The organism is Streptomyces sp. NPDC107559, from assembly GCF_055657365.1.
Window position 1 is genome coordinate 918,164 of the sequence record NZ_JBVKBD010000001.1, and the last position, 23,308, is coordinate 941,471.

Genomic DNA, 23,308 nt, shown 5'->3' on the forward strand with positions numbered 1-23,308 from the left:
CACTGCCCGCTGGAGCCTTGGAAGAGCCGTTTCCCCCGCGCTTGGAGGCGTCAGCCGGATATCAGCGGGAAGTCAGCCGGGCAGTGCACAGTTGGTGATGTGAACGGGCCGGGGAACGCACCGGACGGACACGAGGAGAGGTGCCCGGAGCGGCTTATCGGGGGCCAGTCCCATGGGAACGGTCGGGTAATAGACTGCCCACGCAGGTTCAAATCCTGCCCTCTCCGCGAACGACATAAGAACAGAAGCACGAGGAGAGGTGCCCGGAGCGGCTTATCGGGGGCCAGTCCCATGGGAACGGTCGGGTAATAAACTGCCCACGCAGGTTCAAATCCTGCCCTCTCCGCAGACGACGGAACAGTGTCGTGCAGCGGCCACGGAGAATCCCTCCGTGGCCGCTTTTCTTGTTCCCGGCATGTCAGCCGCAGGTCAGTAGCCAGTCAGACCCGCTCGTCACGATTCGAGTGCTCATCAGAATCCGAGGCGATCGAGGGAAAGGCTGACGATGATCGATGGCCGTGAAAAACCACTGCGCAATTACAAGCTGTACATCGCGGGCAAGGACGTCGAAGGTATCGGCTGGGTGTACACGGTCAGTGCCCGCTCCCTCCTCGAGGACGTCTTCACCAGCGTCAAACTCAAGCGGGCCCTGGAACAGGACGAGAACTCCGCGGCGGCGGAGCACCCGTACGTCGTAGGACGCTGCGCGGTGGCGGGCGACACCGCCATCGACCTGGCCACCCAGGCGGCCGCGGCGGCGGCCCCGGCCTGGGCCGGGGTCCCGCTGGAGCGGCGTATGCGGCTGGGCGCGCTCTTCCGTGAGGAACTGCTGCGCCGCCAGGACGAGTTCCTGGAACTGCTGACCGCGGAGGCGCACCCGCTGAAGCTGGCCCGTTGGGAACTGAGCTGCCTGCTCCAGGTGTTCAGCGAGGAGAGCCTCGGCTGGTACCGGGAGCGGATGCACACGGAGTTCCAGCACGGCGGGCGCCGGCTCATCGTGCGCCGGCAGCCGGACGGCGTGGTGGCCTTCAACCCCCCGCAGAACGCGCCCGCGCCCAGCGCGGCCCTGTCGGTACTGGCCCTGATGGCCGGGAACACGGTGGTGGTACGCGCCCCCCGGTCCATCGCGCTGAGCACGATGTTCGTGCTGCGTGAACTCATCGCCCCGCTGCTGGACGAGGTGGGCGCCCCGCCCGGCACGCTGAACGCGGTGTGCAGCAACCCCGGCCAGACGATCGACCGCTGGCTGCAAAGCCCGCAGATCCAGGACATCTTCTACATCGGCAGCACCGAGGAGGGCCTGCGCTTCCAGGAGCGGTGCGTGGCCCGGGGCAAGAAGCCGATCCTCGAACTGGCCGGCAACGACGGCGTCGTGGTCTGGCGGGACGCCGACATCCCGCACGCGGCCGAGGCGATCGCCGAGTCGTTCTACGGCTCCGGACAGATCTGCATGGTGCCCAACTGGGTGCTCGTCCACCCCGACCGGGCGGACGAGCTGATCGCCGAGGTCAAGCGGCAGGCCGAGGCCGTGCGCCCCGGCTATCCGGAGGACGAGGACGTGCTCCTGTCCCCGGTGCGGCGCAGCGAGAAGTTCTTCACCCTGCTGCGCCAGTCCCTGGACGCCGGCGCCGAACTCGTCACCGGCGGGCACCGCACCGAACTCGACGGCACCCCCAGCGACACCGGGGTCTTCCTCCAGCCCACGGTGGTACGGGTGAACGGCCTGAGCGGCGCACGCAGCCACGAGGTCGTACGTCACGAGACGTTCTTCCCGCTGATCCCGGTCGTCGTCCCCGAGCCCGCCGACGACGAGAAACTCCTCGACGCATTCATCGACTTCGTCAACACCAACGAGTACGGCCTGCGCAACTCGCTGTGGGCCCGCGACCCCGAGGTCGTCGACGCCTTCGTGCGCCGGGTCGGCAACGGCGGCCTGCTGAAGGTGAACGACTCCCACATCGGCTTCCTGCCCTATCTGCCCAGCCACGGCGGCACCGGACTGACCGGCGGCGTCTTCGGCGAGGCCAACTACCCGATGCTCAAGACCTCGCACATCCAGGGCGTGAGCATCGCCCAGGACGTCAGCCCGCGCGCCGCGGTCTTCGGCGGCTGACCTTCCCCACCCACCCGTGCCACCTACGGAGGTGCAATCCCCATGCGCAGCCTCGACGCGGCCCGTGACGCCGTTGAGCGCTACCACCCCGGGCTGCTGAAAGCCCTGGCCGACATCCCGTACGCCCGGCGCGAGGCCCCCGGCAGCCCGGTCCTCGACCTCTTCAGGGCGCACGGCGGGGTCGGGCTGCTGGTGCCCAAGGAGTACGACGGGCACGGCGCCGGTCTCGTGGAGGCGGTCCAGGTGCAGCGCGGCCTCGGCAGTCTCTCCCCCTCCCTGGCCGCCGCGGTCACCATGCACCACTTCACCGTCGCCATGCTCTACGCGCTGGCGGCCGAGTCCGGCCGGCTCACCCCCGCCCAGCTGGAGCTGCTCTCCAGCGTGGTGCCGGAGCAGCGGCTGCTGGCCTCGGGCTGGGCCGAGGGCCGCACCCAGCAGAACATCCTGACCCCGTCGGTGACCGCCGAGCCGATCCCGGGCGGCTTCCGCCTCAACGGCGTGAAGAAGCCGTGCAGCCTCTCCGGCTCGATGAGCGTGCTGACGGCGAGCATCGCCGTGCCCGGCCGGGACGGACGGCCGGAACTGGCCCTGGCCCTGGTGCCCGCCACCACCCCGGGCCTGTCGGTGCACCCCTTCTGGGTCAGCGACGTCCTCGCCGCCGCCCAGAGCGACGAGGTGCGCCTGGAGAACGTCGAGATCCCCGAGGAACTCGTGGTCCGGACCACGGCCGAGGACCCGCACCGGCTCGACGACCTCCAGACGGCCGGCTTCATCTGGTTCGAACTGCTCGTCTCCGCCGGCTACGCGGGTGCGGCCGCGGGACTGACCGAGCAGCTGCTGGCCAGCGGCCGGGGCAGCCCGCAGGAACGGGCCGCCGTCGTCGTCCAGACCGAGGCCGCCTTCGAACTGCTGGCGGGCACGGCGCGCGCGATCCGCGACGGACTGGAGGGGGAGGGCGCGGTGGCCGCGGTGCTCATGGCCCGGTTCGCGGCCCAGACGAACCTGGCCCGCGCCACCGACCAGGCGCTCGAACTCCTCGGCGGCATCGACTTCATCCGCAACCCCGACCACGCCCGCCTCGCCGCCTCGGTGCGCCCGCTCGCCTTCCACCCGCCGTCGCGGGCCAGCAGCGCCGCCGCCCTGGTGCAGTACGTCGACGGCGGCCCGCTCGAACTGTCCTGAAGGAGGGCCATGACCATCACCAGCGATCCGTCCGGGACCACCACCGCGGGCCCGGCACCGGACACCGAGGCGGACATCCTGGCCCTGTACCGGGCCCGACTGAGCAAGGGCCGCGCGACCCTCGCCGAACTCTTCGGCAGCCACATGGAGGTGGCCTCGGCCGGCGCCTGGCTCACCACCAGCGACGGCGAGCAGTTCCTCAACTGCGGCGGCTACGGCGTCTTCATCATGGGCGCCCGGCACCCGAGGGTCGTGGAGGCCGTCCAGCACCAGCTGCACACCCACCCGGTCGCCACCCGGATCCTGCTGGAGCCGACCGTCGCCCGCGCCGCCGAGGCGCTGGCGGCCGTCGCCCCCCAGGGGCTGGAGCGGGTGCACTTCGCCCTCTCCGGCGCGGAGGCGGTGGAGACCGGCCTCAAGCTCGCCCGCGCCCACGGGCGCACCAGGATCGTCTCGATGCTCGGCGGCTACCACGGCAAGACGATGGGCGCGCTGTCGGCCACCGCCAAGGCCGTCTACCAGAACCCCTTCCGTCCGCTGCTGCCCGACGTCGAGCACCTGCCCTACGGCGACGCCGAGGCGCTGCGCACCGAGCTGGCCGCCCACCCCGGCGAGGTCTGCGTCATCGTCGAGCCGGTCCAGGGCGAGGGCGGTGTCGTACTGCCCCCGAAGGGCTACCTGAAGCAGGTCGAGGAACTGGTCCGGGAGTACGAGGGTTTCCTCGTCCTGGACGAGGTGCAGACCGGCATGGGTCGGCTGGGCGAGTGGTGGGGCGCCGACATCGACGACGTCCGGCCCGACGTCATGCTCGTCGGCAAGGCGCTGGGCGGGGGCGTGGTCCCGGTCTCGGCGGCGATCGCCACCAAGGAGGCGTTCCGCCCCTTCGACAAGGACCCCTACGTCCACACCGGGACGTTCTCCGGGCAGCCGCTGCTGATGGCGGCCGTCCAGGCGGCGATCCAGGTCGTCCAGGAGGAACGGCTCGTCACCCGGGCCACGGACATCGGCGCCCGGCTGCTGCCGGAGATCACCGCGATCGCCCGGCGCAACCTGCCCGGCCTGGTCACCGACGTCCGCGGCCGCGGACTGCTCATCGGCGTGGAGCTGGCCGAGCCGGGCCTGGCGGGCGAGCTGCTCATCGAGCTCTTCAACCACGGGGTGGTGGCCAACCACTCCATGAACGGCAGCGCGGTGGTGCGCTTCACCCCGCCCGCCGTGCTCACCGAGGTGGACGAACGCTTCCTCCTCGACGCGTTCGACAAGGCCACCAGGGATCTCGTCCGGATGGCGCCCACCATGCCGGAAGGCGGTAGCTGACATGCGACATGTGCAACTGGACGCGGTGGTGCACGACGAGCGGCGCGCGGACGTCTTCGAACGGATCGTGCAGTGGGAGCGCTACGCCGATCTCGCCCCGCACGTGCAGTCCACCACCGTGCACCAAGGGCGCCCCGCGCCGACCGGATCCTCCAGCTGGGAGCTGCACTTCCGCAGCGGTCTGCTGCGCTGGACCGAGACCGAGCGGTTCGAGCCGCAGGACGGCGAGGTCCACTTCGAGCAGACCGAGGGCGACTTCGACAGCTTCTCCGGCCGCTGGCTGCTCACCGAGCGGGGCGACGACGTCGAGGTGAGCTTCACCTGTGCGTTCGACTTCGGCATCCCCAGCCTCGAAGGCATCCTCGACCCGATCGCCGAGCGGGTCATCAAGGAGACCGTCGCCTGGGCACTGGCGGGCCAGTTCGCCCGCGTACGGCTCGTCGGCGAACCCGACCCCGGCGACCCCGGCACCTCCGCCGCGGGCCTGCCCGCCACCGCATAGGAGCGCGTCATGGACCAGGCCAACCCCTTCGAGACCCCCCGCACGTTCTCCCTGCACCGGGCCGAGTACCTGGTGGGACTCGCGGTCACCACCGGGATGATCATCGCCCACGCGGGCGAGATCCGCTGGCTGCCCGCCGTCGCCCTGTTCCTCTACATCGACCTGATCGGCTACATCCCCGGCGCCGTCGCCTTCCGGCGCAGCCACGGCGCACCGATCCCGAAGGCGTACTACGTCCTCTACAACGTCATGCACAGCCTCATCACCCAGGGCGCCGTGGCCGCGCTGTGGTGCTGGCTGGTCCGGCCCGAGTGGGCGCTGCTGGTGCTGCCGTTCCACCTCTTCGGCGACCGGGGGCTGTTCGGCAACTTCCTCAAGCCGTTCTCGCTGCCCTTCGAGCCGGTCCGCCAGCCCGGCTATCTGCGGCTGCTGGACGACCTCGGGGTCAAGCACCCCAAGCCGGTCGGCCACACCGGTGACCCGGCGCCCGTGGGACACGTCCCGGCCCGGCCGGCCCAGGCCGCGCGCCGGCAGCCGGAAACCGCACAGTGACCGGCGGGCGGACCACCGCCGTACGCCGGCTGGCCACCCCGGTCAGCGTCCTGACGGTGAGCCACGAGGGCCGGCTGCACGGCACCACGGCCTCGACCACCACCCTGGTGTCCACCCGGCCGCTCATCCTGGGCACCAGCCTGCGCGCCGGATCGGTGCTCGGAGAACTCGCCATCGCCGCCGGCTGGTTCACGGTGAACGTCCTGGGGGGCGGCCAGGCCGAGCTGGCCCGCTGGTTCGCCGACAGCAGCCGGCCCCTGGGCGCCGCGCAGTTCGACGGGTTCGCCTGGCGGCCCGACCCGCTCACCACCGCGCCCCTGCTCGAAGGGACGCTCGCGCACTACAGCTGCCGGGGCGCCGGCCGGATCGCGGTCGGCGACCACGAAGTGCTCCTGGGGCGGGTGGTGGAGAGCGACACCGGCTCCGGAGACCCGCTGCTCAGCTTCGCCGGCGGCCTGCGCACCCTGACCGGAAGGGACGGTACGACCCCATGACCACGCAACACGGCACGGCCCGGGTGGCCCGCGAGGCCGACTGGGACGAGGCTCCCGGCCTGCTCGACGGGGCGATGGAGCTCACCCTGGGCCCCGCGGAGTGCGATCTGCCGTACTGGATCACCCAGGTCGCCCAGGGCACGCTCCTCGGCCGGGGCGCCACCGGCCACGCCCCCGAGGCGACGGTGCCGGACTTCCTGCGCGCGCCGGGGCCGCTGCGCCAGGCACTGATCCTGGAGTTCGGCTTCCGGAGCCTGGCGGAGGAGCTCGCCACCAGGCTGCTGGCCGACTACGTCGCCATCGCCCCCGGCATCCCCGAGCTCGAGTTCTACGCCACCCAGCTCATCGACGAGGCCCGGCACGCCCGGGTGTTCCGCGACCATCTGGCCGAACTGGGCATGCCCGCGGCCACCCTGGTCGCGGACATCGCCGAACTCGCCACCGACTACCGGAAACAGATCCTCGACCCCGTCGTGGAGTTCACCCGCGACATCGTCCGCACCCGGGCCGACTTCGCGGGCGGCGTGGCCGTCTTCGCCATCGTCATCGAGGGGGTGCTGGCGCCCGCGGCCGAGCTCAGCGAACGCAAGTGGACCCCGCTCTCGCCCGCGACCGGCGAGATCTCCCGGGGCACGGCCATCGACGAGATCCGCCACCTCACGGTCGCGGCCACCATCCTCAAGGACCACCTGGAGGCACACCCGGACTATCTGCCGCGCCTGGCGGAGATCCTGCGGGCCGGCCGGGAACTGTGGGACCGGCTGCCCGACCGCCCCTTCGTGCTGCACCGCGAGGAACTCTTCCAGGAGGGCATGGCCGCCCGGGCGGACCTCATCGGGGACTACGAGATCTGGCCGGGCGTGCGCATGCTCGACACCACCCCGGAACAGCGCTACGACATGGCCGAGGCGTGGACGGACCAGATGGCCGAGAAACGCATGGCCTACATGGGCATCCCCGCCCACCTCGCCACCCGGACCGCACGGTGAGGGCGGCGGTCGTCTGCGGACTCGGCGGCCACGTACCGCCGCGCCGCGTCACCAACGCCGACCTCAGCGAACGCCTCGACACCTCCGACGACTGGATCCGCAGCCGGACCGGCATCCGCACCCGGCACATGGTCTCGGCCGGCACCGCCACCTCGGACCTGGCCGTCGAAGCCGGCCGCCGGGCCCTGAAGTCCGCGGGCGAGGCCGCGGTGGACGCGGTGGTCCTGGCCACCACCACCCCCGACCGGCCCTGCCCCGCGACCGCCCCCGAGGTGGCCGCCCGGCTCGGCGTCGGCACGGTCCCCGCCTTCGACGTGGCCGCCGTGTGCAGCGGCTTCCTCTACGCACTGGCCAGCGCCGCCGGACTGATCGCCTCCGCCACCGCCGACCGGGTGCTCGTGATCGCCGCGGAGGCCTTCACGACGATCATCGACCCGCAGGACCGGGGCACCGCGGTGATCTTCGCGGACGGGGCGGGAGCGGTGGTGCTGCGCGCGGGCACCCCGGCGGAACCGGGCGCACTCGGCCCGATGGTGCTCGGCAGCGACGGCGAACACCGCGACCTGATCGAGGTGCCGGCGGGCGGTTCCCGCCGGCGCGCCCCGCACGCACCGGGCGAGCAGTACTTCCGGATGCGCGGCCGCGACACCTACCGGCACGCCGTCGAGCGGATGACCGCCGCGAGCGGGCAGGCGCTCGCCCGCGCCGGGTGGACCACCGAGCAGGTCGACCGGCTCGCCGCCCACCAGGCCAACGCCCGCATCCTCGACACCGTCGCCGAACGGCTCGGGATTCCCGCCGAACGGCAGCTGACCAACATCGCCTACCTGGGCAACACCGGCGGGGCGTCCGTCCCGCTGCTGCTCGCCGACGCCGCCGCCGACGGCCGGCTGCGCCCCGGCCACCGGGTCCTGCTCACCGCCTTCGGCGGCGGCCTGGCCTGGGGGGCGACCACGCTGAGCTGGCCGCAGCTGGGGCCGGTGACCGATCCGCGTACCCCGTGACACCGTCAAGGAGGACAGTCATGTTCGAGATCGTCAAGGAAATGCTCGTCAGCAAGCTCAAGGTGGACCCGGAGAAGGTCACCCCCGGCGCGACCAGGGAGGACATCGACCTGGACTCGCTCGCCCTGGTCGAGCTCTCGCTGCTGCTCGAACAGGAACTGGACGTCACCGTCAGCGACGACGAACTGATCGCGACCGACTCCATCGGCGCGATGGTCGAGCTGATCGAGAGCCGGCGGGCGGGCGTGTGAACAGCGCGGCCGGCCGTCCGCCCCGGCCCGCGGCGGACATCGCCGTCACCGGCATCGGTCTGGTCACACCCGGCGGCATCGGTACGGCGGCCAGCTGGCGTACGGTGTGCGCCGGCCGGCCGGCCGCGGCCCCGGACCCGGCACTGCCCCCGGGCCCGACGGGCATCACCTGCCGGGTGCCCGGCTTCGACGGCGAGGCGCTGCTCGGCGGCCGCAGAGCCCACCGGCTCGACCGGTTCACCCAGTTCGCCCTGGTCGCCGCGGCGGAGGCGGTGGCGGACGCGGGCCTGGACCCCAGGCACTGGGACGGCGCCCGGGTGGCCGTGGTCCTCGGCTGCGCCGACGGCGGGCCCGAGACCGTGGAGGCCCAGCACCAGGTGCTGCTCCGCGACGGCCCGACCCGGGTCTCCCCCCTGCTGCTGCCCATGCAGCTGCCCAACATGCTGGCCGGGCAGACCGCCATCGAACTCGGCACCACCGGGCCCAACCTGGTGGTGGCCACCGCCTGCGCCTCCGGCGCCACGGCCATCGGCACCGCACGCGACCTCCTGCTGCTCGACCGGTGCGACATCGCCCTGGCCGGCGGCAGCGAAGCCATGATCACCCCCCTGGTGATGGCGGGGTTCGCGCAGATGGGCGCGCTCTCGCAGCGCGGCGACGACCCGGCGCGGGCGTCCCGGCCGTTCGACGTCGACCGGGACGGCTTCGTCGCCGCCGAGGGCAGCGGCGTACTCGTCCTGGAACGCGCCCGCGACGCCCGCGCCCGTGGCGCCCGCGCCCGGGCCCGGCTCGTCGGCCACGGCGCCACCGCCGACGCGCACCACATGACCTCCCCGCACCCCACCGGCGCCGGCGCCGAGGCCGCCCTGCGTGCCGCGCTCGCCGACGCGGGCGCGACACCCGAGGACGTCGCGCACGTCAACGCCCACGGCACCTCGACCCGGCTCAACGACCTGGTGGAGGCCCAGGTGCTCAGCCGGGTGCTGTCGCACGCACCGCTGGTCACCTCCACCAAGGGCGTCACCGGACATCTGCTGGGTGCCGCCGGGGCCGTGGAGGCCGCCTTCACCGTACTGAGCGTCGAGCACGCCCTGGTGCCCCCCACCGCCGGCCTGACCACGCTCGACCCGAAGATCCACATCGAGGCCGCCACCGCGGCCGTCCCGCTCGACATCCCGCTGGCCGTGTCCAACTCCTTCGGTTTCGGCGGCCAGAACGCGGTGCTCGCCTTCGCCGCGGCCTGACCCGCCCGAGCCCCTCCTCCCCGGAGCCGACCATGTCGCAGCTACGCTCCAGCACTTCCCGGACGCACCTGAGCACCTGGCACATCGTCTTCGTCATCGTCGCCGCCGCCGCACCGCTGTCCGCCATGGTGGGCACCGTGCCGCTGGCCTTCGCGGTCGGCAACGGCCCCGGCGTCCCCGCCGCGTTCGCCTTCGCCGGGCTGACACTGCTGTGTTTCGCCGTCGGCTACGCGGTCAGCGCCCGCCGCACCGGCGGCTCCGGCGGCTTCTACACCTCCATCGCCGACGGGCTCGGCAGGCCGGCCGCCGTGGCCGGCGGATTCATCGCCGTGCTCTCCTACAACGCCGCCACCATCGGACTCGTCGGCGCCCAGGGCTACTTCACCCGCCTGGTCCTGGCCTCCCACGGCTACCACGTCTCGTGGGAGGTGTGCGCACTGGCCGGGGTGGCCCTGGTCGCCGTGCTCGGCCACCGGGAGATCACGCTCAGCGCCCGGCTGCTCGCCCTGCTCATGATCGGCGAGACCGGCGTCCTGCTGGCCCTGGACATCGCCGTACTCGTCCGGCACGGCGCCGCCGCACTGCCCGCGGCCTCCTTCGGCCACCAGGCGACCGGACCCGGGCTCGGCGTCGCCATGATGTTCGCCTTCGTGTCGTTCATCGGCTTCGAGTCCGCGGCGCTCTACGGCGGCGAGGCCCGCAACCCGCGGCGCAACGTGGTCCGCGCCACCTACGCCGCCGTCGTGCTCATCTCGGTCTTCTACACCCTCACCAGCTGGCTGGCCGTGGGCGCCCTCGGCGCCCGCAACGTACGCGCGACGGCCGGCGCACAGCTGGGCGACCTGTTCTTCGTCCTGGCCGGGGACTACCTGGGCACCGCCGGGCGGACCGTCCTCGAAGTGCTGCTGTGCACCAGCCTCTTCGCCGCCACCCTCGCCCTGCACAGCGCGGCCAACCGCTACGCCCACGTCCTGGCCACGGACGGCCTGCTGCCCACCGCACTGTCCGCGCGCCACCCCCGCCACGGCTCCCCGCACCGGGCGAGCACACTCCAGTCCGCGCTCAACCTCGTCGCGGTGGCCGTGTTCGCGGCCGCGGGCCTGGACCCGTACGCCGACATGACGACCAGCATGCTGGGGCTCGGCACCCTCGGCATCATCGTGCTCCAGGCCGCCGCCGCGCTGTCGGTCGTCGGCCTGCTGCGGCGCGGTGGCGGGGCCGGCGTCTGGCAGGGGCTGGTGGCCCCGCTGCTCGCCTTCGCCGGTCTCACCGCGACCGTCTGGCTGGTCCTGGGCAACTACTCGCTGCTGACCGGCACCGACTCCGCGGTGGTCGGCGCGCTGCCCTGGACCCTGCCCGTCCTCGCGCTGCTCGGCGCCGGCTACGCCTGGTGGCTGCGCACCAACAGGGCGGACACCTACCGCAGGCTCGCCGGACGGGACGGCGGCGAGCGGGCGGTGCCCGTCGAGGTGGCGCCCGCGGCGGCGCAGGCCTCGGTCACTCGTCCAGACTGAGCACCATGCCTCTTCGGTGCTCCAACGCGGGTTCCTGATTGAGTATCCGCCGGAACAGGTCCCGCAGCCGGGGCGAGGGCTCGATACCGAGCTCGTCGACGAGCCGGCTGCGGGTCGCGTTGTACGTCTCGACGGCCTCGGCCTGCCGGCCGGTCCGGTACAGCGCCAGCATCAGCAGCTCGGTGATGCGCTCCCGCCAGGGGTGCATCACACCGAACCGGCGCAGCTCGCTGATCACGTCGGCGGGCGGCCCGAACCGCAGCTCCAGCTCCAGCCGGGACTCCAGCGCGCTCAGGTACTCCTCGTCCAGCTGCACGGACGCGCTGCGGCACAGCGGGCTGGCGGCGACCTCCTGCGGCAGCGGCCCCCGCCACAGCTCCAGTGCCGACTCCAGAAGTTCCCTGGACATGGCCGGGTCCCGCTCGGCCGCGGAGCGGGCCCGCGCCAGCCGCTCCCGGAAGACGTGCACGTCCACGTCCATGGGCGGCACGACCAGCTGATAGCCGGAAGGGTGGCCGATCAGCGCGGGCGCCTGCCCGTCGCCCGCGTGCCGCCGCAGGGTACGGCGCAGCCGCGACACATGGGCCTGGAGGGCGTTCTCGACCAGCTCGGGCGGGTCCTCGCCCCAGAGTTCGGCGTACAGCTGCTCGCTCGGCAGCAGCCGGCCGGCGGTGAGCAGGAGGGTCGTCAGCAGAATCCGCTGGCGAGCCCCGGTGACGGCGACGAAGCGCCCGTCGACCACGGTTCCGATCGCTCCAAGAATGGTGAACCTCATGCGTGGAGCGTCACACTGTGGTCTCGTCCGCTGCTCAAGTCCTGGTCGGGCACGGCCGTCACCGCCTGCGCCCAGCGGCGCAGCAGCAGCCGTGCCAGCTCCGGGGCCGCGCCCAGCACGGGGGCCAGCAGATCCGCCCCCGCGGCCTGGGCCGCGATCCGCTCGGAGAGCCGGCCGGGCGCGACGACGTAGGGCGCGACGGCCACCCGCGGCACGCCGTCGGCGCGCAGCGCACGGACGACGTCCACGGTGCGGGGCGAGGAGCCGGAGGCGAACGCGGGCCGCACGGCGCACCAACCGGTGCTGCGCCGCCACTCCCGCGCGATGGCTGCGATCGCCGCGTTCGCCTCCGGGTCGGTGGAGCCCGCCGCGGCGAGCACGACGCCGGTCGACGCCCGTTCGGACCGGCGCAGCCCGGCCTCGGCGAGCCGGCGTTCGAGGGCGGCGACGAGCAGGGGGTCGGGCCCCAGGACCGCGGCCCGGCGCACCCGCAGCGCGGCCGGGGCGTCGGCCAGGACGGCGGGGATGTCGGTCCTGGCGTGGAAGGCCCGGGTGAGCAGCAGCGGCAGGGCGACGACGTCCCGTACCCCGTCGGCGGCCAGGCGCTCCAGCGCCGAACGCACCGACGGGGTGCCGAACTCCAGGAAGGCCGTCCCCGCCCGCAGGCCCGGCCGCAGCGCCCGCGCCCGGCCGACCAGCGCCCGCACGGTGGCCGCGTGCCGCGGATCCCGGCTGCCGTGGGCCACGACCAGCAGGGCCGACGGGCGCATCGCGTTCAGCTCTTCACCAACAGGCCGCGGGAGCGCAGCACATGGCGCTCCAGCGGGCTGAAGACCACCAGGTCCACGGCGATGCCCACCAGCAGGATCAGGAAGATGGCGAAGAACACCATCGGCATGCTGCTGGTGTTGCGGCCGTTCTCCAGCAACTGGCCCAGACCGACGCCGAGTTCGGGGGAGGAGGCGATGATCTCGGCGGCCATGAGCGAGCGCCAGGAGAACGCCCAGCCCTGCTTGAGCCCGGCCACATAGCCGGGCAGCGCGGCCGGCAGCACGATGTGCCGCAGTCCGCGCAGGCCGGTGGCGCCCAGGGTGCGGCCGGCCCGCAGGTGCAGCGGCGGGATCTGGTCGACCCCGGAGACCAGGCCGTTGGCGATGGAGGGGACGGCGCCGAGCAGGATCACCGCGTACATCATCGAGTCGTTCAGGCCCAGCCACAGCACGGCCGGCGGCACCCAGGCGACCGAGGGCAGCGACTGCAGGCCGGACAGGACCGGGCCGACGGCGGCGCGCACCAGCCGCACCCGGGCCACCAGCAGGCCCAGCGGGGTGCCGACCAGCAGCGCGAGCAGGAAGCCGGACAGCCCGCGCGAGACGGACGTCCAGATGTAGCCGAACAGGGTGCCGCGCAGCCAGGCCTCGGTGACCTCGTGCCAGACGGCCGAGGGCGCGGGGAGCCGGTAGGCGTCGGTGACGTGCGCCGACACCAGCAGCTGCCAGACGGCCAGGACGAGCGCGACGGCGACGGCCGGGGGCAGCACGCTGCGCAGCAGCGTCTCGCGCAGCGGCCGGCGGCGGGTACGCGGGGCCTCCAGCGCGTCCAGCCCGGCCTCCAGCCCGGCCAGGTCGCTGCCGCCGGTCGCCTCGGCGGCGTCAGTGCCGGCCATGACGGCGGATCTCCCCTCGCAGTTCCTCGGTGATCTCCAGGGACAGCTCCGCGACGGTGGCGTCCTCGATCCGGCGGGGCTGGTCGATGCCGACCTGCCACTGGCGGGCGATGCGGCCGGGACGCGAGGACATCAGTACCACCCGCTGGGCGAGCCGCACGGCCTCACGGACGTTGTGGGTGACGAACAGCACGGACAGGCCCGTCTCCTGCCAGATGCGGGTCAGCTCGTCGTGCAGCACGTCCCGGGTGATGGCGTCCAGGGCCGCGAACGGCTCGTCCATCAGCAGCAGCCTGCTGTCCTGGGCGAGGGCGCGGGCGAGCGCGACGCGCTGGCGCATACCGCCGGACAGCTCGTGCACCCGTTTGCCGTACGCGCCCTTGAGCCGGACCAGTTCCAGCAGCTCCTCGGCCCGCGCCCGCCGCTCGCCACGGGGCATCCCCCGCAGTTTCAGCGCCAGTTCGATGTTGCGGCCGGCCGACAGCCAGGGGAACAGGGCGTGTTCCTGGAACATCAGCGCCGGCCGGCCGGCCGGGGTGCTGATCTCCCCGGCGCTCGGCCGGTCCAGTCCGGCGAGCAGGCCGAGCAGCGTGGACTTCCCGCAGCCGGAGGCCCCCAGCAGCGTGACGAACTCGCCCGGCGCGACATCGAGGCTGATGTCGTCCAGGACGAGCTGCCGGGCGGAGCCGTCGCGGAACGACTTCGAGACGTGCGCGATCCGCGCGGCGAGACCGGCCGCCGCGTCGGTCGCGGCGGTGGCCAGGGTGAGGGTGGTGGTCTCCATCCTCGGCACCTCCTCGGTGGCTGGGTCTTACCGGATGCCGAGCCCGGCGTCGTCGACGGTCGGCCCGCCCTCGGTCGCGAGGACCCGGCGCAGCGGTGCGAGGTCGTAGATCCCGCGCAGATCGGGCCGGTCCAGCAGACCGGCCCGTACCGCGTGCTCGGCCTGGACGGCGAGGGTGGCGGCCAGCGGGTCGTCGGTGATCCGGATGGACCGGAACGCCGGGTCGACGACGTCCGGCGGCAGTGCCTTGCCGGACAGCCGGCGCAGCGCCGCGTTCGCCGTCGCCCTCGCCGCGTCCGGGTGGGCGTTGATCCAGGCGTTGGTGCGCACCGAGCCGCGCAGCACGGCCTCGACCGCCTCGGGGTGGGCGGTGAGGAAGCGCTGCGACACGACCAGGTTGGTGATCACGAACCGGTGGTCCGGCCACAGCGCGGACTCGTCGAGCAGCACCCGGCCGCCCTCGGCGATCAGCTTGGACGCCGTCGGCTCCGGCACCCAGGCGCCGTCGATCGCCCCGGACCTGAAGGCGTCGGGGGTGATCCGGTTGTCGGTGCGGACGACCGAGACGTCGCCCCGGCCGGACTGCGGGTCGACCTTCCAGCCCCGCTCGGCGATCCAGTTCAGGAACGCCACGTCCTGGCTGTTGCCCAGCTGCGGCGTGGCGATCCGCCTGCCCCTGACGTCCCCCAGCGACTTGATCTTCCGGGGGTCGACCACCAGCTTCACCCCGCCGGAGGCGGAGCCGCTGACGATGCGCAGGCTCCTGCCCTCGGAGACCGCGTAGCTGTTGACGGCGGGCGAGGGTCCGATCCAGCCCATGTCGATCGAGCCGGAGTTCAGCGCCTCGATCTCCGACGGCCCGGCGTTGAAGACGGCGGTCCTGAGCCGGGTGCCCCCGAGCTCGCGTTGCAGCAGGCCCCGTTCCACCCCGACCAGGGCGGTGGCGTGGGTGAGGTTCGGGAAGTAGCCGATCGTCACCGCGTCCAGTCCGTCGGTCTTCTCCGCGCCCGCGGCGACGGGCGCCTGGTCGTACCCCCGCTCCCGCTGCGAGCCGTAGCCGCAGGCGGACAGGAGGGCGAGCAGTACGAGTACGGTCGCGGCGGCGAGGCCACGGTTCCTCACGAGGACGCCCTCCCGTCGCCCCCGCCTGGCCGGGCGGCGAAGGACTCGCCCGCCATGCCGGCGGTGAGCGTGGCCCCGTCGGCCGGGTCCAGCAGCAGGAAGCAGCCGGTACGGCGGTTGTCGGCGTACCCGTCGAGGGCCAGCGGCTCGGCGGTGCGCAGCACGACCCGGCCGATGTCGTTGGCGGTCAGCAGGCCGGGCAGCGGATGGGGGGCGGAGCCGTCCAGCGCGTAGCGGCTCGGGATCTCCTTGACCACGGCCGGCACGGTACGGGTGGTGTGCTTGAGCAGCACCCGCGCGCCGACCCGCAGCGGACGGTCGGTGAGCTGGCAGACGGTGGCGTCGACGTCCCGCGTGACCGGTGGCACGTCGGTGACCGGGACGATCAGGTCGCCCCGGGAGATGTCGAGGTCGTCGGCGAGCAGCAGCGCCACCGACTGCGGGGCCCTGGCCTCCTCGACCCGCTCGCCCAGCAGGTCGATGCCGGTGATCACGGACGAGCGCCCGGAGGGCAGTACGACGACACGGGTGCCGGTGCGCAGCACGCCGGAGGAGAGCTGCCCGGCGTAGGCCCGGTAGTCGGGGTGCTGCCGGGTCCCCGGGCGGATGACGTACTGCACGGGGAAGCGCGCCGGGAGCCGCGCGGGGTCGGAGCGCACCGGGACCGTCTCCAGGTGCTCCAGCACGGTGGGTCCGCCGTACCAGTCCATGTGGGCGGAGGCGCTGACCACGTTGTCGCCCCGCAGCGCGGACACCGGGACGACCGTGACCTCGCCGACGCCCAGCGCGTGGGCGTACGCCGTGAACTCCTCGGCGATCGCCGCGAAGACGGGCTCGGCGTAGCCCGCCAGGTCCATCTTGTTGACGGCGAGGACCACGTGCGGCACGCGCAGCAGCGCGGCGATGAGGGTGTGCCTGCGCGTCTGCTCCACGATGCCGTTGCGCGCGTCCACCAGGATGATCGCCAGCTCGGCGGTGGAGGCGCCGGTGACCATGTTGCGGGTGTACTGCACGTGCCCGGGGGTGTCGGCCAGGATGAAACCCCGGCGGGCGGTGGTGAAGTAGCGGTACGCGACGTCGATGGTGATGCCCTGTTCGCGTTCGGCCCGCAGGCCGTCGGTGAGCAGGGCCAGGTCCGGCCCGTCCTGGCCGCGGCTGCGGGAGGCGCGCTCGACGGCCTCCAGCTGGTCCGCCGGCACCGATCTGGAGTCGTGCAGCAGCCGTCCGACCAGCGTCGACTTGCCGTCGTCGACGGATCCGGCGGTGGCGAAGCGCAGCAGCCCCGCCGTGGCCACGGTCGTGGTGTCGGCCGTCATCAGAAGTACCCCTCGCGCTTGCGGTCCTCCATGGCGGCCTCCGAGAGCCGGTCGTCGGCCCGCGTCGCCCCGCGCTCGGTCACCCTCGACCCCGCGATCTCGGCGATCACGTCCTCCACGGTGCGTGCCTGCGACAGGACGGCCCCGGTGCAGGACATGTCGCCGACCGTACGGAAGCGCACCATCCGCTTCTCGACGGCCTCGGCCTCCTTCGGACCGCCCCAGATCCCCGCGCTGAGCCACATGCCGCCCCGGTGGAAGACCTCGCGCTCGTGGGCGTAGTAGATCTCCGGCACCGCGATGCCGTGGCGGGCGATGTACTGCCACACGTTGAGTTCGGTCCAGTTGGACAGCGGGAACACCCGGACGTGCTCACCGGGGGCGTGCCGGCCGTTGTAGAGGTTCCACAGCTCGGGGCGCTGGCGGCGCGGGTCCCAGCCGCCGAACTCGTCCCGCAGCGAGAACACCCGCTCCTTGGCGCGGGCCTTCTCCTCGTCCCGGCGCCCGCCGCCGAACACGGCGTCGAACCGCTCGGCGGCGATCTTCTCCGTCAGCGGCAGGGTCTGCAGCGGGTTACGGGTGCTGTCCGGGCGCTCGCGCAGGACACCACGGTCGATGTAGTCCTGCACCGACGCCACGTGCAGCCGCAGTCCGTGCTCGGCGACGGTCCGGTCGCGGTACTCCAGCACCTCGGGGAAGTTGTGCCCGGTGTCCACGTGCAGCAGCGCGAACGGGACCGGCGCGGGCGCGAACGCCTTCAGCGCCAGGTGCAGCATGACGATCGAGTCCTTGCCGCCGGAGAAGAGCAGGACCGGGCGCTCGAACTCCCCGGCCACCTCCCGGAAGATGTGCACCGCCTCGGACTCCAGCACATCGAGATGCCGCAGCGCGGCCGCGGACCGGGCCGTCATGAGTGCAACCCGCATTCCGTCTTCCCCAGGCCCGACCAGCGCCCGGCCCGCGCGTCCTCGCCGCCCTGCACCCGGCGGGTGCAGGGGGCGCAGCCGACGGACGGATATCCGTCCGTCAGCAGGGGATTGGTGAGCACCGCGTGCTCTGCCACGTACGCCTCCAGATCTGCCTGCGTCCAGCGGGCGATCGGGGACACCTTCACCTTCTGCCGCTCGGCGTCCCATCCGACGACCGGGGTGTTCGCGCGGGTCGGCGACTGGTCCCGGCGCAGTCCCGTGGCCCAGGCGTCGTACGCCTTCAGCCCCTCGGCCAGCGGCGCGACCTTGCGCAGCGCGCAGCAGCGGTCGGGGTCGCGCTCGTGCAGCCTCGGCCCGTACTGCGCGTCCTGCTCGGCGACCGTCTGCCGGGGGGTGAGGGTGATGACGTCGACGTCCATCACCGCGGCCACCGCGTCGCGGGTGCCGATGGTCTCCGGGAAGTGATAGCCGGTGTCGAGGAAGACCACGGCCACTCCCGGCTTCACCCGGGCCGCCAGATGCGCCACGACCGCGTCCTCCATCGACGACGTCACGCAGAACCGGTCACCGAAGGTCTCCGCCGCCCAGCGCACGATCTCCGACGCCGGCGCGTCCTCCAGGGTCCTGCCCGCGCTCTCGGCGAGCTGTTGAAGTCCGTGCACCACATGCTCCCTTGGCTGAGATACGACCATGGCAGCACGGGCGGTTGACGCTGCACTGACGGGCGGCTGACCGGCCGATCGCGGGGCGCTGGAAGGTGAGGAGCTCACATCCCGGACGTGTCCGGCTCACTTGCCGGATTCACCGTCCGGTGCCGGTGTCGGTCCCGGGGACACCGGCGGAAGGCTCGGGCCGGACAGACGGAACAGGCCGGGCCCGGTGGTCGGGCCCGGCCTGTTCGGCTCGGCGGATCCGCGTGGCCCGGGGCGTACCCACGGGCCCGCGGTCCACGGCACCGGGACGGTCAGGTGACGAGCCAGCCCGAGTCCCGGGCGATGCGCACCGCGTCCACCCGGTTGCGGGCGTTGAGCTTGCTGACGATGGCGGTCAGGTAGTTGCGGACGGTACCGGTGGACAGATGGAGGGAGGCGGCGATCTCCCCCGCCTCCGCGCCCTCGGCCGTGAGCTTCAGCACCTCGGTCTCCCGGCTGGTGAGGGGGCTCTCGGCGCCGTCCCACGCGGCCAGCGCCAGCTCGGGGTCGATCACCCGCTGGCCGGCCGCCACCTTCCGTACCGCGTGCGCCAGATGGTCCGGCGGGGCGTCCTTGAGCAGGTAGCCGTTCACCTGGCTGGCCAGGGCCCGGCGCAGCGTCCCGGGCTGACCCAGGCTGGTGAGGATCAGGGTCTTGCACGAGGGGATGCGCTCGTGCAGTCGGGTGGCCGCGGTGAGGCCGTCCATGCCGGGCAGGTCGAGGTCGATGATGGCGACGTCCGGCGCGGTCAGCAGCGCGGTGGGGAGCACTTCGTCACCGCGCTCGATCTCGGCGACCACCTTGAAGTCGTGCTGCAGGCTCAGCAGGGCGACCAGGGCGCCCCGCACCATGTGCATGTCTTCGGCCAGCAGAATCCGGATCACGCAACCCCCCGTAGGTTGAGAAAACCCCAGTGTGAAATATCAAGAGTCGGCCGTACGGTTCGATTGCACGGGAACCGCGGCCTGTACCCGGAACGTGCTGCCGGGGGTCACCCCGGCGGTGAGTCTTCCGTGCACCGAAATCAGGCGCTGAGTCAGATTTCCCAGACCGTTGCCGCTGTGCAGCGACGCGTCCTGATAGGCCGGGACGACGCCGTCGTTCTCGATGGTGAGCAGCAACATGCCGTCTTTCTCGCTGACTTCGACCGTGCAATTGCGCGCTTTGCTGTGTCGCAGCAGATTGGTGACCGCCTCTCGCAGTACCGCGGCGAGTACCGTGTCCACCTCCTGGACCGGTGAGTTGAAGTCCGTCACCACCATCGTCTTCACATCCGCCGCCGTCAGCAAGGATTTTGCTGTGGTCACCTCGTGCGCCAGGGACATGGCGCGCAGGCCGCTCGACACCCGGCGGACGTCGGCCAGCGACTGGCGGGATGTGGCCAGTACGTCCTTGAGCTCCTCCATCGCCCGCTCGGGATGGACGGGTACCAGCCGGAAGATCAGCTCGCACTTGAGCGTGATCGACGACAGGCTGTACCCCAGCAGGTCGTGCAGGTCGCGGGAGAAGCGCAGACGCTCGTTCACGACGGCGATGCGGGCTATCTCGCCCCGGGCCTCGTGCAGTTCGCGCACCAGCTCCACCAGGCGCGACAGTCCGTACACCACCAGTCCGGTGAGCAGCGTCGACTGGCCCAGATAGATCGACTCCGTGACCGGGCGCCCCTGCAGCAGGGCGATCACCAGGATGCTGATCCCGGTCGCGGCGTAGAGCGGCCAGGCCAGCCGTGAGGGGCTCATCAGGAGAATGGAGCCGGCCAGGAAGCCGGCCATCGCCCCCCACTGCGCCTGGAAGACCGCCATCGGCGCGTAGGCGAGCACGGCCTGGGTGCCGAGCGTCAGAATTCTGTGCCGCGCCGGTCTGTTTCTGGAGCCCGGGGCGGAGTGGCTGAGCTGCAACACGAAGCTCAGTACGAGCGTGCACACGGCCAGGGTGAGCTCGATCGCCCCGGACCTGGAGTCGACCGCGTTCAGCAGCATGATGACCAGGAAGCAGCCGAGGGTGGCGATCAGAACCCCCCGGGCGAGGCGGGGGGCGGGCGACACGTAGATGTCGGGCGTCGACTCCTGCACGGCTGTCTTGCCCTTTCCTCACCAACGTTCCTCAGTTTGTCCTTCCCGGAGATGGTAAGGCGCTGGTGCCGAGCTTCCACGAGGCGTCCGTAATTAACAGACCGCCGTGCACGTTTTTCAGACAAAGAGCGGGACCGGGTTGAGGTCCTCGTACGGCGTGCTACGGGGCAGCCGCCCCAGCGCGACCGGGACGTCGTAGAGCCTGCCGGGCGCCAGCCGGGCCCAGAACGGGCGCAGTCCCGGTACCACGACGCGCACCACCGGCAGGCCGATGTCCGGCCGGGTCAGGTCGAGCACCAGCAGTTCCATCCCGCGGCCGCGCACCAGTTCGACGATGGCGTCGATGTCGTCGCGCAGGTCCCGGCGGGGGGTGTGGTTCCAGTGCGCGGGGACGCGCGGGCGCCGGCCCGGGTCGGCCCGCAGCCAGGACCGGCCGGCCGCGGTCACCTGCTGCCACCAGTCCAGCAGCGCGGGTTCCCGCAGCAGGTATCCGGACCCGTCCGGGCGGGCGCCGGCCACGGCCGGCAGCATCTGGCCCATCTCGGTGACCGCCCGGCGCAGCGCGATCCGGGGGTCGAAGTGGGCGCCGAAGCCGAAGACGATGTCCTCCCCGGGCTTGTCCGTGCGCCGGGAGAGGGCCGCCACCACGGGGATCCCGAGGTCCGAGGTGAGGTCCAGCGCCCAGACCTCCCGGCCGATCTCCCGGTAGGCCGCCGTCAGCCGGTCGAGGTAGGGGGCGTCGAAGGCGGCGAGGTCGACCGCGGGCTGCCGGGTGCGGTTGTACCACCACAGGGCCACCGCGTCCCGCTCCACCAGCTCCAGGAACCCCTGGACCAGCGCGTCCTCCCGGGTGCCGCCGGCCGCGGTGCCGTTGGAGTCGGCGACCAGACCGCTCCCGTCGGGCTCCTGCTGGCCGGGGAAGTACAGCAGTGAGGTGGGCAGCAGCCGGTGCCTGTTCCCGGTCAGCGACCACAGGGGAGTCCACTCCGTGGGGCGGTGCTCGTCGAAGGGCGGCGGCACGTACCGGAAGGGGGAGGCGTCCGCGTTCCAGCGGTCGCGCTCGCGCAGCTGCCGCTCGTGGTACAGCTGGCAGGAGTTGGGGTGCACGGCCTCGGACCCCAGGGCCCGGTAGCTGTCCACGACGACCGGCTCGTCCCCGTGCCGCGTGGCGCTGTACCGCTCGACCGCCTCGCCGAGCGCCCCTGCCCACGCCTCGGCGGGACTGACGCCCTTGCCGCCGCTGAGGGTACGCAGCCCCGTGCGCAGGGCGGCGAGCGTGCGGGGTCCGAAGGCGAGGTTGGGTCCCGAGACGTAGGACTCGGTGAAGCCGGGTGCTCCCGCGGCCCGCCGGATGCTCTTCACGATCCCCGTCACGTCGTCGACGAGATGCCCGTACCGCTCCCGGAACTGCTCGGGCGTGTGCGGGCGGTGGCCGCCCGCCGCCCACTCGGTCTTCGGCCGCGCGACCGGCCTGAACGGCCGCCGCACCTGCGCGGCGACCAGGCCGGGGTCGCCGCACACGGGACACTGCGGCCGCCGCGTCACCGGGTGGATCCGGGCGCCGAGGTCGGTGGTGTCGAAGGTGAAGACGGCCGCCTGGCCGGGATGCCGGGCGCCCGCCAGCCACTTGGCGGCCTCCAGGGAGGCCAGGTTGGCGGCGAGGTGCAGCCCGGCCGGCAGGGCCGCGACGGGCCGGCACGGCGGCCGGTCCAGGCCGAGGCGCTGTTGGAGCGGCCACTCGGAGCGCCGGTGGCCCTGCAGCCGGGGCGCCAGACAGGCCCAGCAGGGCCCGTCGTGATGCTGGAACACCGGCCCGACCCAGGGTTCGACGCCGCACATCTTCACCGGCAGCCACGGCACGCCCCGCTCCCGCAGCTCCCGGTCCAGCACGCCCAGTTCGGGCGCGAGATAGTCCTCGCAGGCCACCAGCGCCAGGTCGGCGGCGCCCTCGGTCACCACCCGCACGCCCAGGCCGCGGCAGGCTTCGGCGAGCGGGACGGCCGAGGCACCGCCGACGGCCCCGACCAGCAGCGTGGATCCGGCCAGCCGGGGGACCGCCTGCTCGCTGTCGGTCCCGGCCAGCTCCCAGTACGCCTCCGCGTACCGGTCGGCGGGGGCGGCGGGAACGACGGAGTCACCCGAGCCGAGCGCACGGAACCGGAGCAGTCCGGCCTCCGTCAGCTCGCACAGCGCCGCGTCGCACTCCTCACGGCTGAGCCGCAGCCGCGCGGCGCTCAGCACCCGGGACACCGTGCGGCTGCCGTCCAGCAGCGGGGCGAGCACCTCCGCCCGGCGGCCGGCCAGCGCGGTCACCCCCTTGCGGGAGATCAGATACGTCGCCTCGCCCGGCACCACCAACGCGCTGAGATGTGGCCGGAATTCGACCAGGGTGCGGTCCGCGCGGACCGGTGACTGCACGTCGTTCCCCCCACGACCGTCCATCAGTTAATTGAACTCCCGACGAGTTCCGCACCGTCGTGGTGTTCGGGCGAAACCCAGCACACCGAATACTTCACGACGGTCTGGGGACACTCTCCGTCCAGGGGTTCGCCGAAGGTTCTCCGCTCGGCGGCGGGAACGGCGTAATAGAGCTTCTGCGCTTCCCGGATCTTTTCCATCAACTGTGTTTCCACGAGTGGTACTTCCTTCCGGTTGTAGTCGCTCGACGGCGCTGCTGATTCTGGGTGCTAGGCGGACATCCAAAAAAGTGAGCCGTTCACTGCTGGACGGTGAGATCGTCATCCGCCGTGCGCTCGACCGGGATTCCGCGGCCGTTCGAGCCGGCCCCGA

The 23,308-nt window shown here is 72.7% G+C and carries 23 protein-coding genes and 2 tRNA genes; 13 read left to right on the forward strand and 12 right to left on the reverse strand.

Annotated features, from left to right (window positions below; translation table 11 throughout):
- The first annotated feature begins 134 nt into the window (after positions 1 to 134).
- The 13 genes from ACZ7OY_RS03885 (at position 135) to ACZ7OY_RS03945 (ending at position 11,162) form a co-directional block, all read left to right on the forward strand.
- A tRNA-OTHER gene (locus ACZ7OY_RS03885) sits at positions 135 to 227 on the forward strand.
- A 26-nt stretch (positions 228 to 253) separates the two neighbouring features.
- Positions 254 to 346, forward strand: a tRNA-OTHER gene (locus tag ACZ7OY_RS03890).
- 159 nt (positions 347 to 505) lie between these two features.
- Positions 506 to 2,113 carry an aldehyde dehydrogenase family protein gene (locus ACZ7OY_RS03895; protein ID WP_471909883.1) on the forward strand — a complete coding sequence of 536 codons (1,608 nt, stop codon included), beginning with the start codon at positions 506 to 508 and terminating at the stop codon, positions 2,111 to 2,113.
- Positions 2,114 to 2,155: 42 nt separating this feature from the next.
- Positions 2,156 to 3,295 carry an acyl-CoA dehydrogenase family protein gene (locus ACZ7OY_RS03900; protein WP_471909884.1) on the forward strand — a complete coding sequence of 380 codons (1,140 nt, stop codon included), beginning with the start codon at positions 2,156 to 2,158 and terminating at the stop codon, positions 3,293 to 3,295.
- A 9-nt stretch (positions 3,296 to 3,304) separates the two neighbouring features.
- Entirely contained in the window at positions 3,305 to 4,612 is a 1,308-nt protein-coding gene (locus ACZ7OY_RS03905) for an aspartate aminotransferase family protein (RefSeq protein ID WP_471909885.1), read from the forward strand.
- Between the two features lies 1 nt (position 4,613).
- Positions 4,614 to 5,114: a type II toxin-antitoxin system RatA family toxin gene (locus ACZ7OY_RS03910; RefSeq protein WP_471909886.1), complete on the forward strand. Its 501-nt coding sequence runs from the start codon at positions 4,614 to 4,616 to the stop codon at positions 5,112 to 5,114.
- Between the two features lie 9 nt (positions 5,115 to 5,123).
- On the forward strand, positions 5,124 to 5,666 hold the full coding sequence (locus tag ACZ7OY_RS03915; protein WP_351612897.1) for a hypothetical protein: 543 nt from the start codon (positions 5,124 to 5,126) through the stop codon (positions 5,664 to 5,666).
- The gene (locus ACZ7OY_RS03920) at positions 5,663 to 6,160 is read left to right on the forward strand and encodes a flavin reductase family protein (protein WP_471909887.1); all 498 of its coding nucleotides are present in this window, start codon (positions 5,663 to 5,665) and stop codon (positions 6,158 to 6,160) included. Before ACZ7OY_RS03915 ends, ACZ7OY_RS03920 begins: the two co-directional genes overlap by 4 nt.
- Complete coding sequence (locus ACZ7OY_RS03925; protein ID WP_471909888.1) at positions 6,157 to 7,149, forward strand: VlmB-like protein; 993 nt, start codon at positions 6,157 to 6,159, stop codon at positions 7,147 to 7,149. Before ACZ7OY_RS03920 ends, ACZ7OY_RS03925 begins: the two co-directional genes overlap by 4 nt.
- Positions 7,146 to 8,153, forward strand: a complete 1,008-nt coding sequence (locus ACZ7OY_RS03930) for a beta-ketoacyl-ACP synthase III (protein WP_471909889.1) — start codon at positions 7,146 to 7,148, stop codon at positions 8,151 to 8,153. The genes ACZ7OY_RS03925 and ACZ7OY_RS03930 overlap by 4 nt, the downstream gene beginning before the upstream one ends.
- A 20-nt stretch (positions 8,154 to 8,173) precedes the next feature.
- Positions 8,174 to 8,404: a phosphopantetheine-binding protein gene (locus tag ACZ7OY_RS03935; RefSeq protein WP_471909890.1), complete on the forward strand. Its 231-nt coding sequence runs from the start codon at positions 8,174 to 8,176 to the stop codon at positions 8,402 to 8,404.
- Complete coding sequence (locus ACZ7OY_RS03940) at positions 8,401 to 9,648, forward strand: beta-ketoacyl-[acyl-carrier-protein] synthase family protein (RefSeq protein ID WP_471909891.1); 1,248 nt, start codon at positions 8,401 to 8,403, stop codon at positions 9,646 to 9,648. The genes ACZ7OY_RS03935 and ACZ7OY_RS03940 overlap by 4 nt, the downstream gene beginning before the upstream one ends.
- A gap of 32 nt (positions 9,649 to 9,680) precedes the next feature.
- Entirely contained in the window at positions 9,681 to 11,162 is a 1,482-nt protein-coding gene (locus ACZ7OY_RS03945; RefSeq protein ID WP_471909892.1) for an APC family permease, read from the forward strand.
- Here the strand turns inward: ACZ7OY_RS03945 and ACZ7OY_RS03950 are convergent.
- From ACZ7OY_RS03950 to ACZ7OY_RS04005, 12 genes are all read right to left on the reverse strand, one after another.
- Positions 11,146 to 11,937 carry an AfsR/SARP family transcriptional regulator gene (locus ACZ7OY_RS03950; protein WP_471909893.1) on the reverse strand — a complete coding sequence of 264 codons (792 nt, stop codon included), beginning with the start codon at positions 11,935 to 11,937 and terminating at the stop codon, positions 11,146 to 11,148. The genes ACZ7OY_RS03945 and ACZ7OY_RS03950 overlap by 17 nt on opposite strands.
- On the reverse strand, positions 11,934 to 12,707 hold the full coding sequence (locus ACZ7OY_RS03955; RefSeq protein ID WP_471909894.1) for a sirohydrochlorin chelatase: 774 nt from the start codon (positions 12,705 to 12,707) through the stop codon (positions 11,934 to 11,936). The genes ACZ7OY_RS03950 and ACZ7OY_RS03955 overlap by 4 nt, the downstream gene beginning before the upstream one ends.
- 5 nt (positions 12,708 to 12,712) lie before the next feature.
- Entirely contained in the window at positions 12,713 to 13,603 is an 891-nt protein-coding gene (locus ACZ7OY_RS03960; protein WP_471909895.1) for an ABC transporter permease, read from the reverse strand.
- Complete coding sequence (locus ACZ7OY_RS03965; RefSeq protein ID WP_471909896.1) at positions 13,590 to 14,387, reverse strand: ABC transporter ATP-binding protein; 798 nt, start codon at positions 14,385 to 14,387, stop codon at positions 13,590 to 13,592. Before ACZ7OY_RS03965 ends, ACZ7OY_RS03960 begins: the two co-directional genes overlap by 14 nt.
- A 27-nt stretch (positions 14,388 to 14,414) precedes the next feature.
- Positions 14,415 to 15,509 carry an ABC transporter substrate-binding protein gene (locus tag ACZ7OY_RS03970; protein ID WP_471909897.1) on the reverse strand — a complete coding sequence of 365 codons (1,095 nt, stop codon included), beginning with the start codon at positions 15,507 to 15,509 and terminating at the stop codon, positions 14,415 to 14,417.
- Positions 15,506 to 16,825: a sulfate adenylyltransferase subunit 1 gene (locus ACZ7OY_RS03975; RefSeq protein WP_471909898.1), complete on the reverse strand. Its 1,320-nt coding sequence runs from the start codon at positions 16,823 to 16,825 to the stop codon at positions 15,506 to 15,508. The genes ACZ7OY_RS03970 and ACZ7OY_RS03975 overlap by 4 nt, the downstream gene beginning before the upstream one ends.
- Positions 16,825 to 17,751, reverse strand: a complete 927-nt coding sequence (gene cysD, locus ACZ7OY_RS03980; RefSeq protein ID WP_384730007.1) for a sulfate adenylyltransferase subunit CysD — start codon at positions 17,749 to 17,751, stop codon at positions 16,825 to 16,827. Before cysD ends, ACZ7OY_RS03975 begins: the two co-directional genes overlap by 1 nt.
- Positions 17,733 to 18,446 (reverse strand): phosphoadenylyl-sulfate reductase, encoded by a 714-nt coding sequence (locus ACZ7OY_RS03985; RefSeq protein WP_471909899.1) that lies wholly within the window; start codon positions 18,444 to 18,446, stop codon positions 17,733 to 17,735. Before ACZ7OY_RS03985 ends, cysD begins: the two co-directional genes overlap by 19 nt.
- 272 nt (positions 18,447 to 18,718) lie before the next feature.
- Positions 18,719 to 19,330 (reverse strand): response regulator transcription factor, encoded by a 612-nt coding sequence (locus ACZ7OY_RS03990; RefSeq protein ID WP_351616658.1) that lies wholly within the window; start codon positions 19,328 to 19,330, stop codon positions 18,719 to 18,721.
- Between the two features lie 39 nt (positions 19,331 to 19,369).
- Positions 19,370 to 20,425, reverse strand: a complete 1,056-nt coding sequence (locus ACZ7OY_RS03995) for a sensor histidine kinase (RefSeq protein WP_471909900.1) — start codon at positions 20,423 to 20,425, stop codon at positions 19,370 to 19,372.
- A 210-nt stretch (positions 20,426 to 20,635) separates the two neighbouring features.
- Positions 20,636 to 22,960, reverse strand: coding sequence for a TOMM precursor leader peptide-binding protein (locus ACZ7OY_RS04000; RefSeq protein ID WP_471909901.1), 2,325 nt, complete (start codon positions 22,958 to 22,960; stop codon positions 20,636 to 20,638).
- Positions 22,960 to 23,151 (reverse strand): hypothetical protein, encoded by a 192-nt coding sequence (locus ACZ7OY_RS04005; protein WP_471909902.1) that lies wholly within the window; start codon positions 23,149 to 23,151, stop codon positions 22,960 to 22,962. The genes ACZ7OY_RS04000 and ACZ7OY_RS04005 overlap by 1 nt, the downstream gene beginning before the upstream one ends.
- Between the last annotated feature and the right edge of the window lie 157 nt (positions 23,152 to 23,308).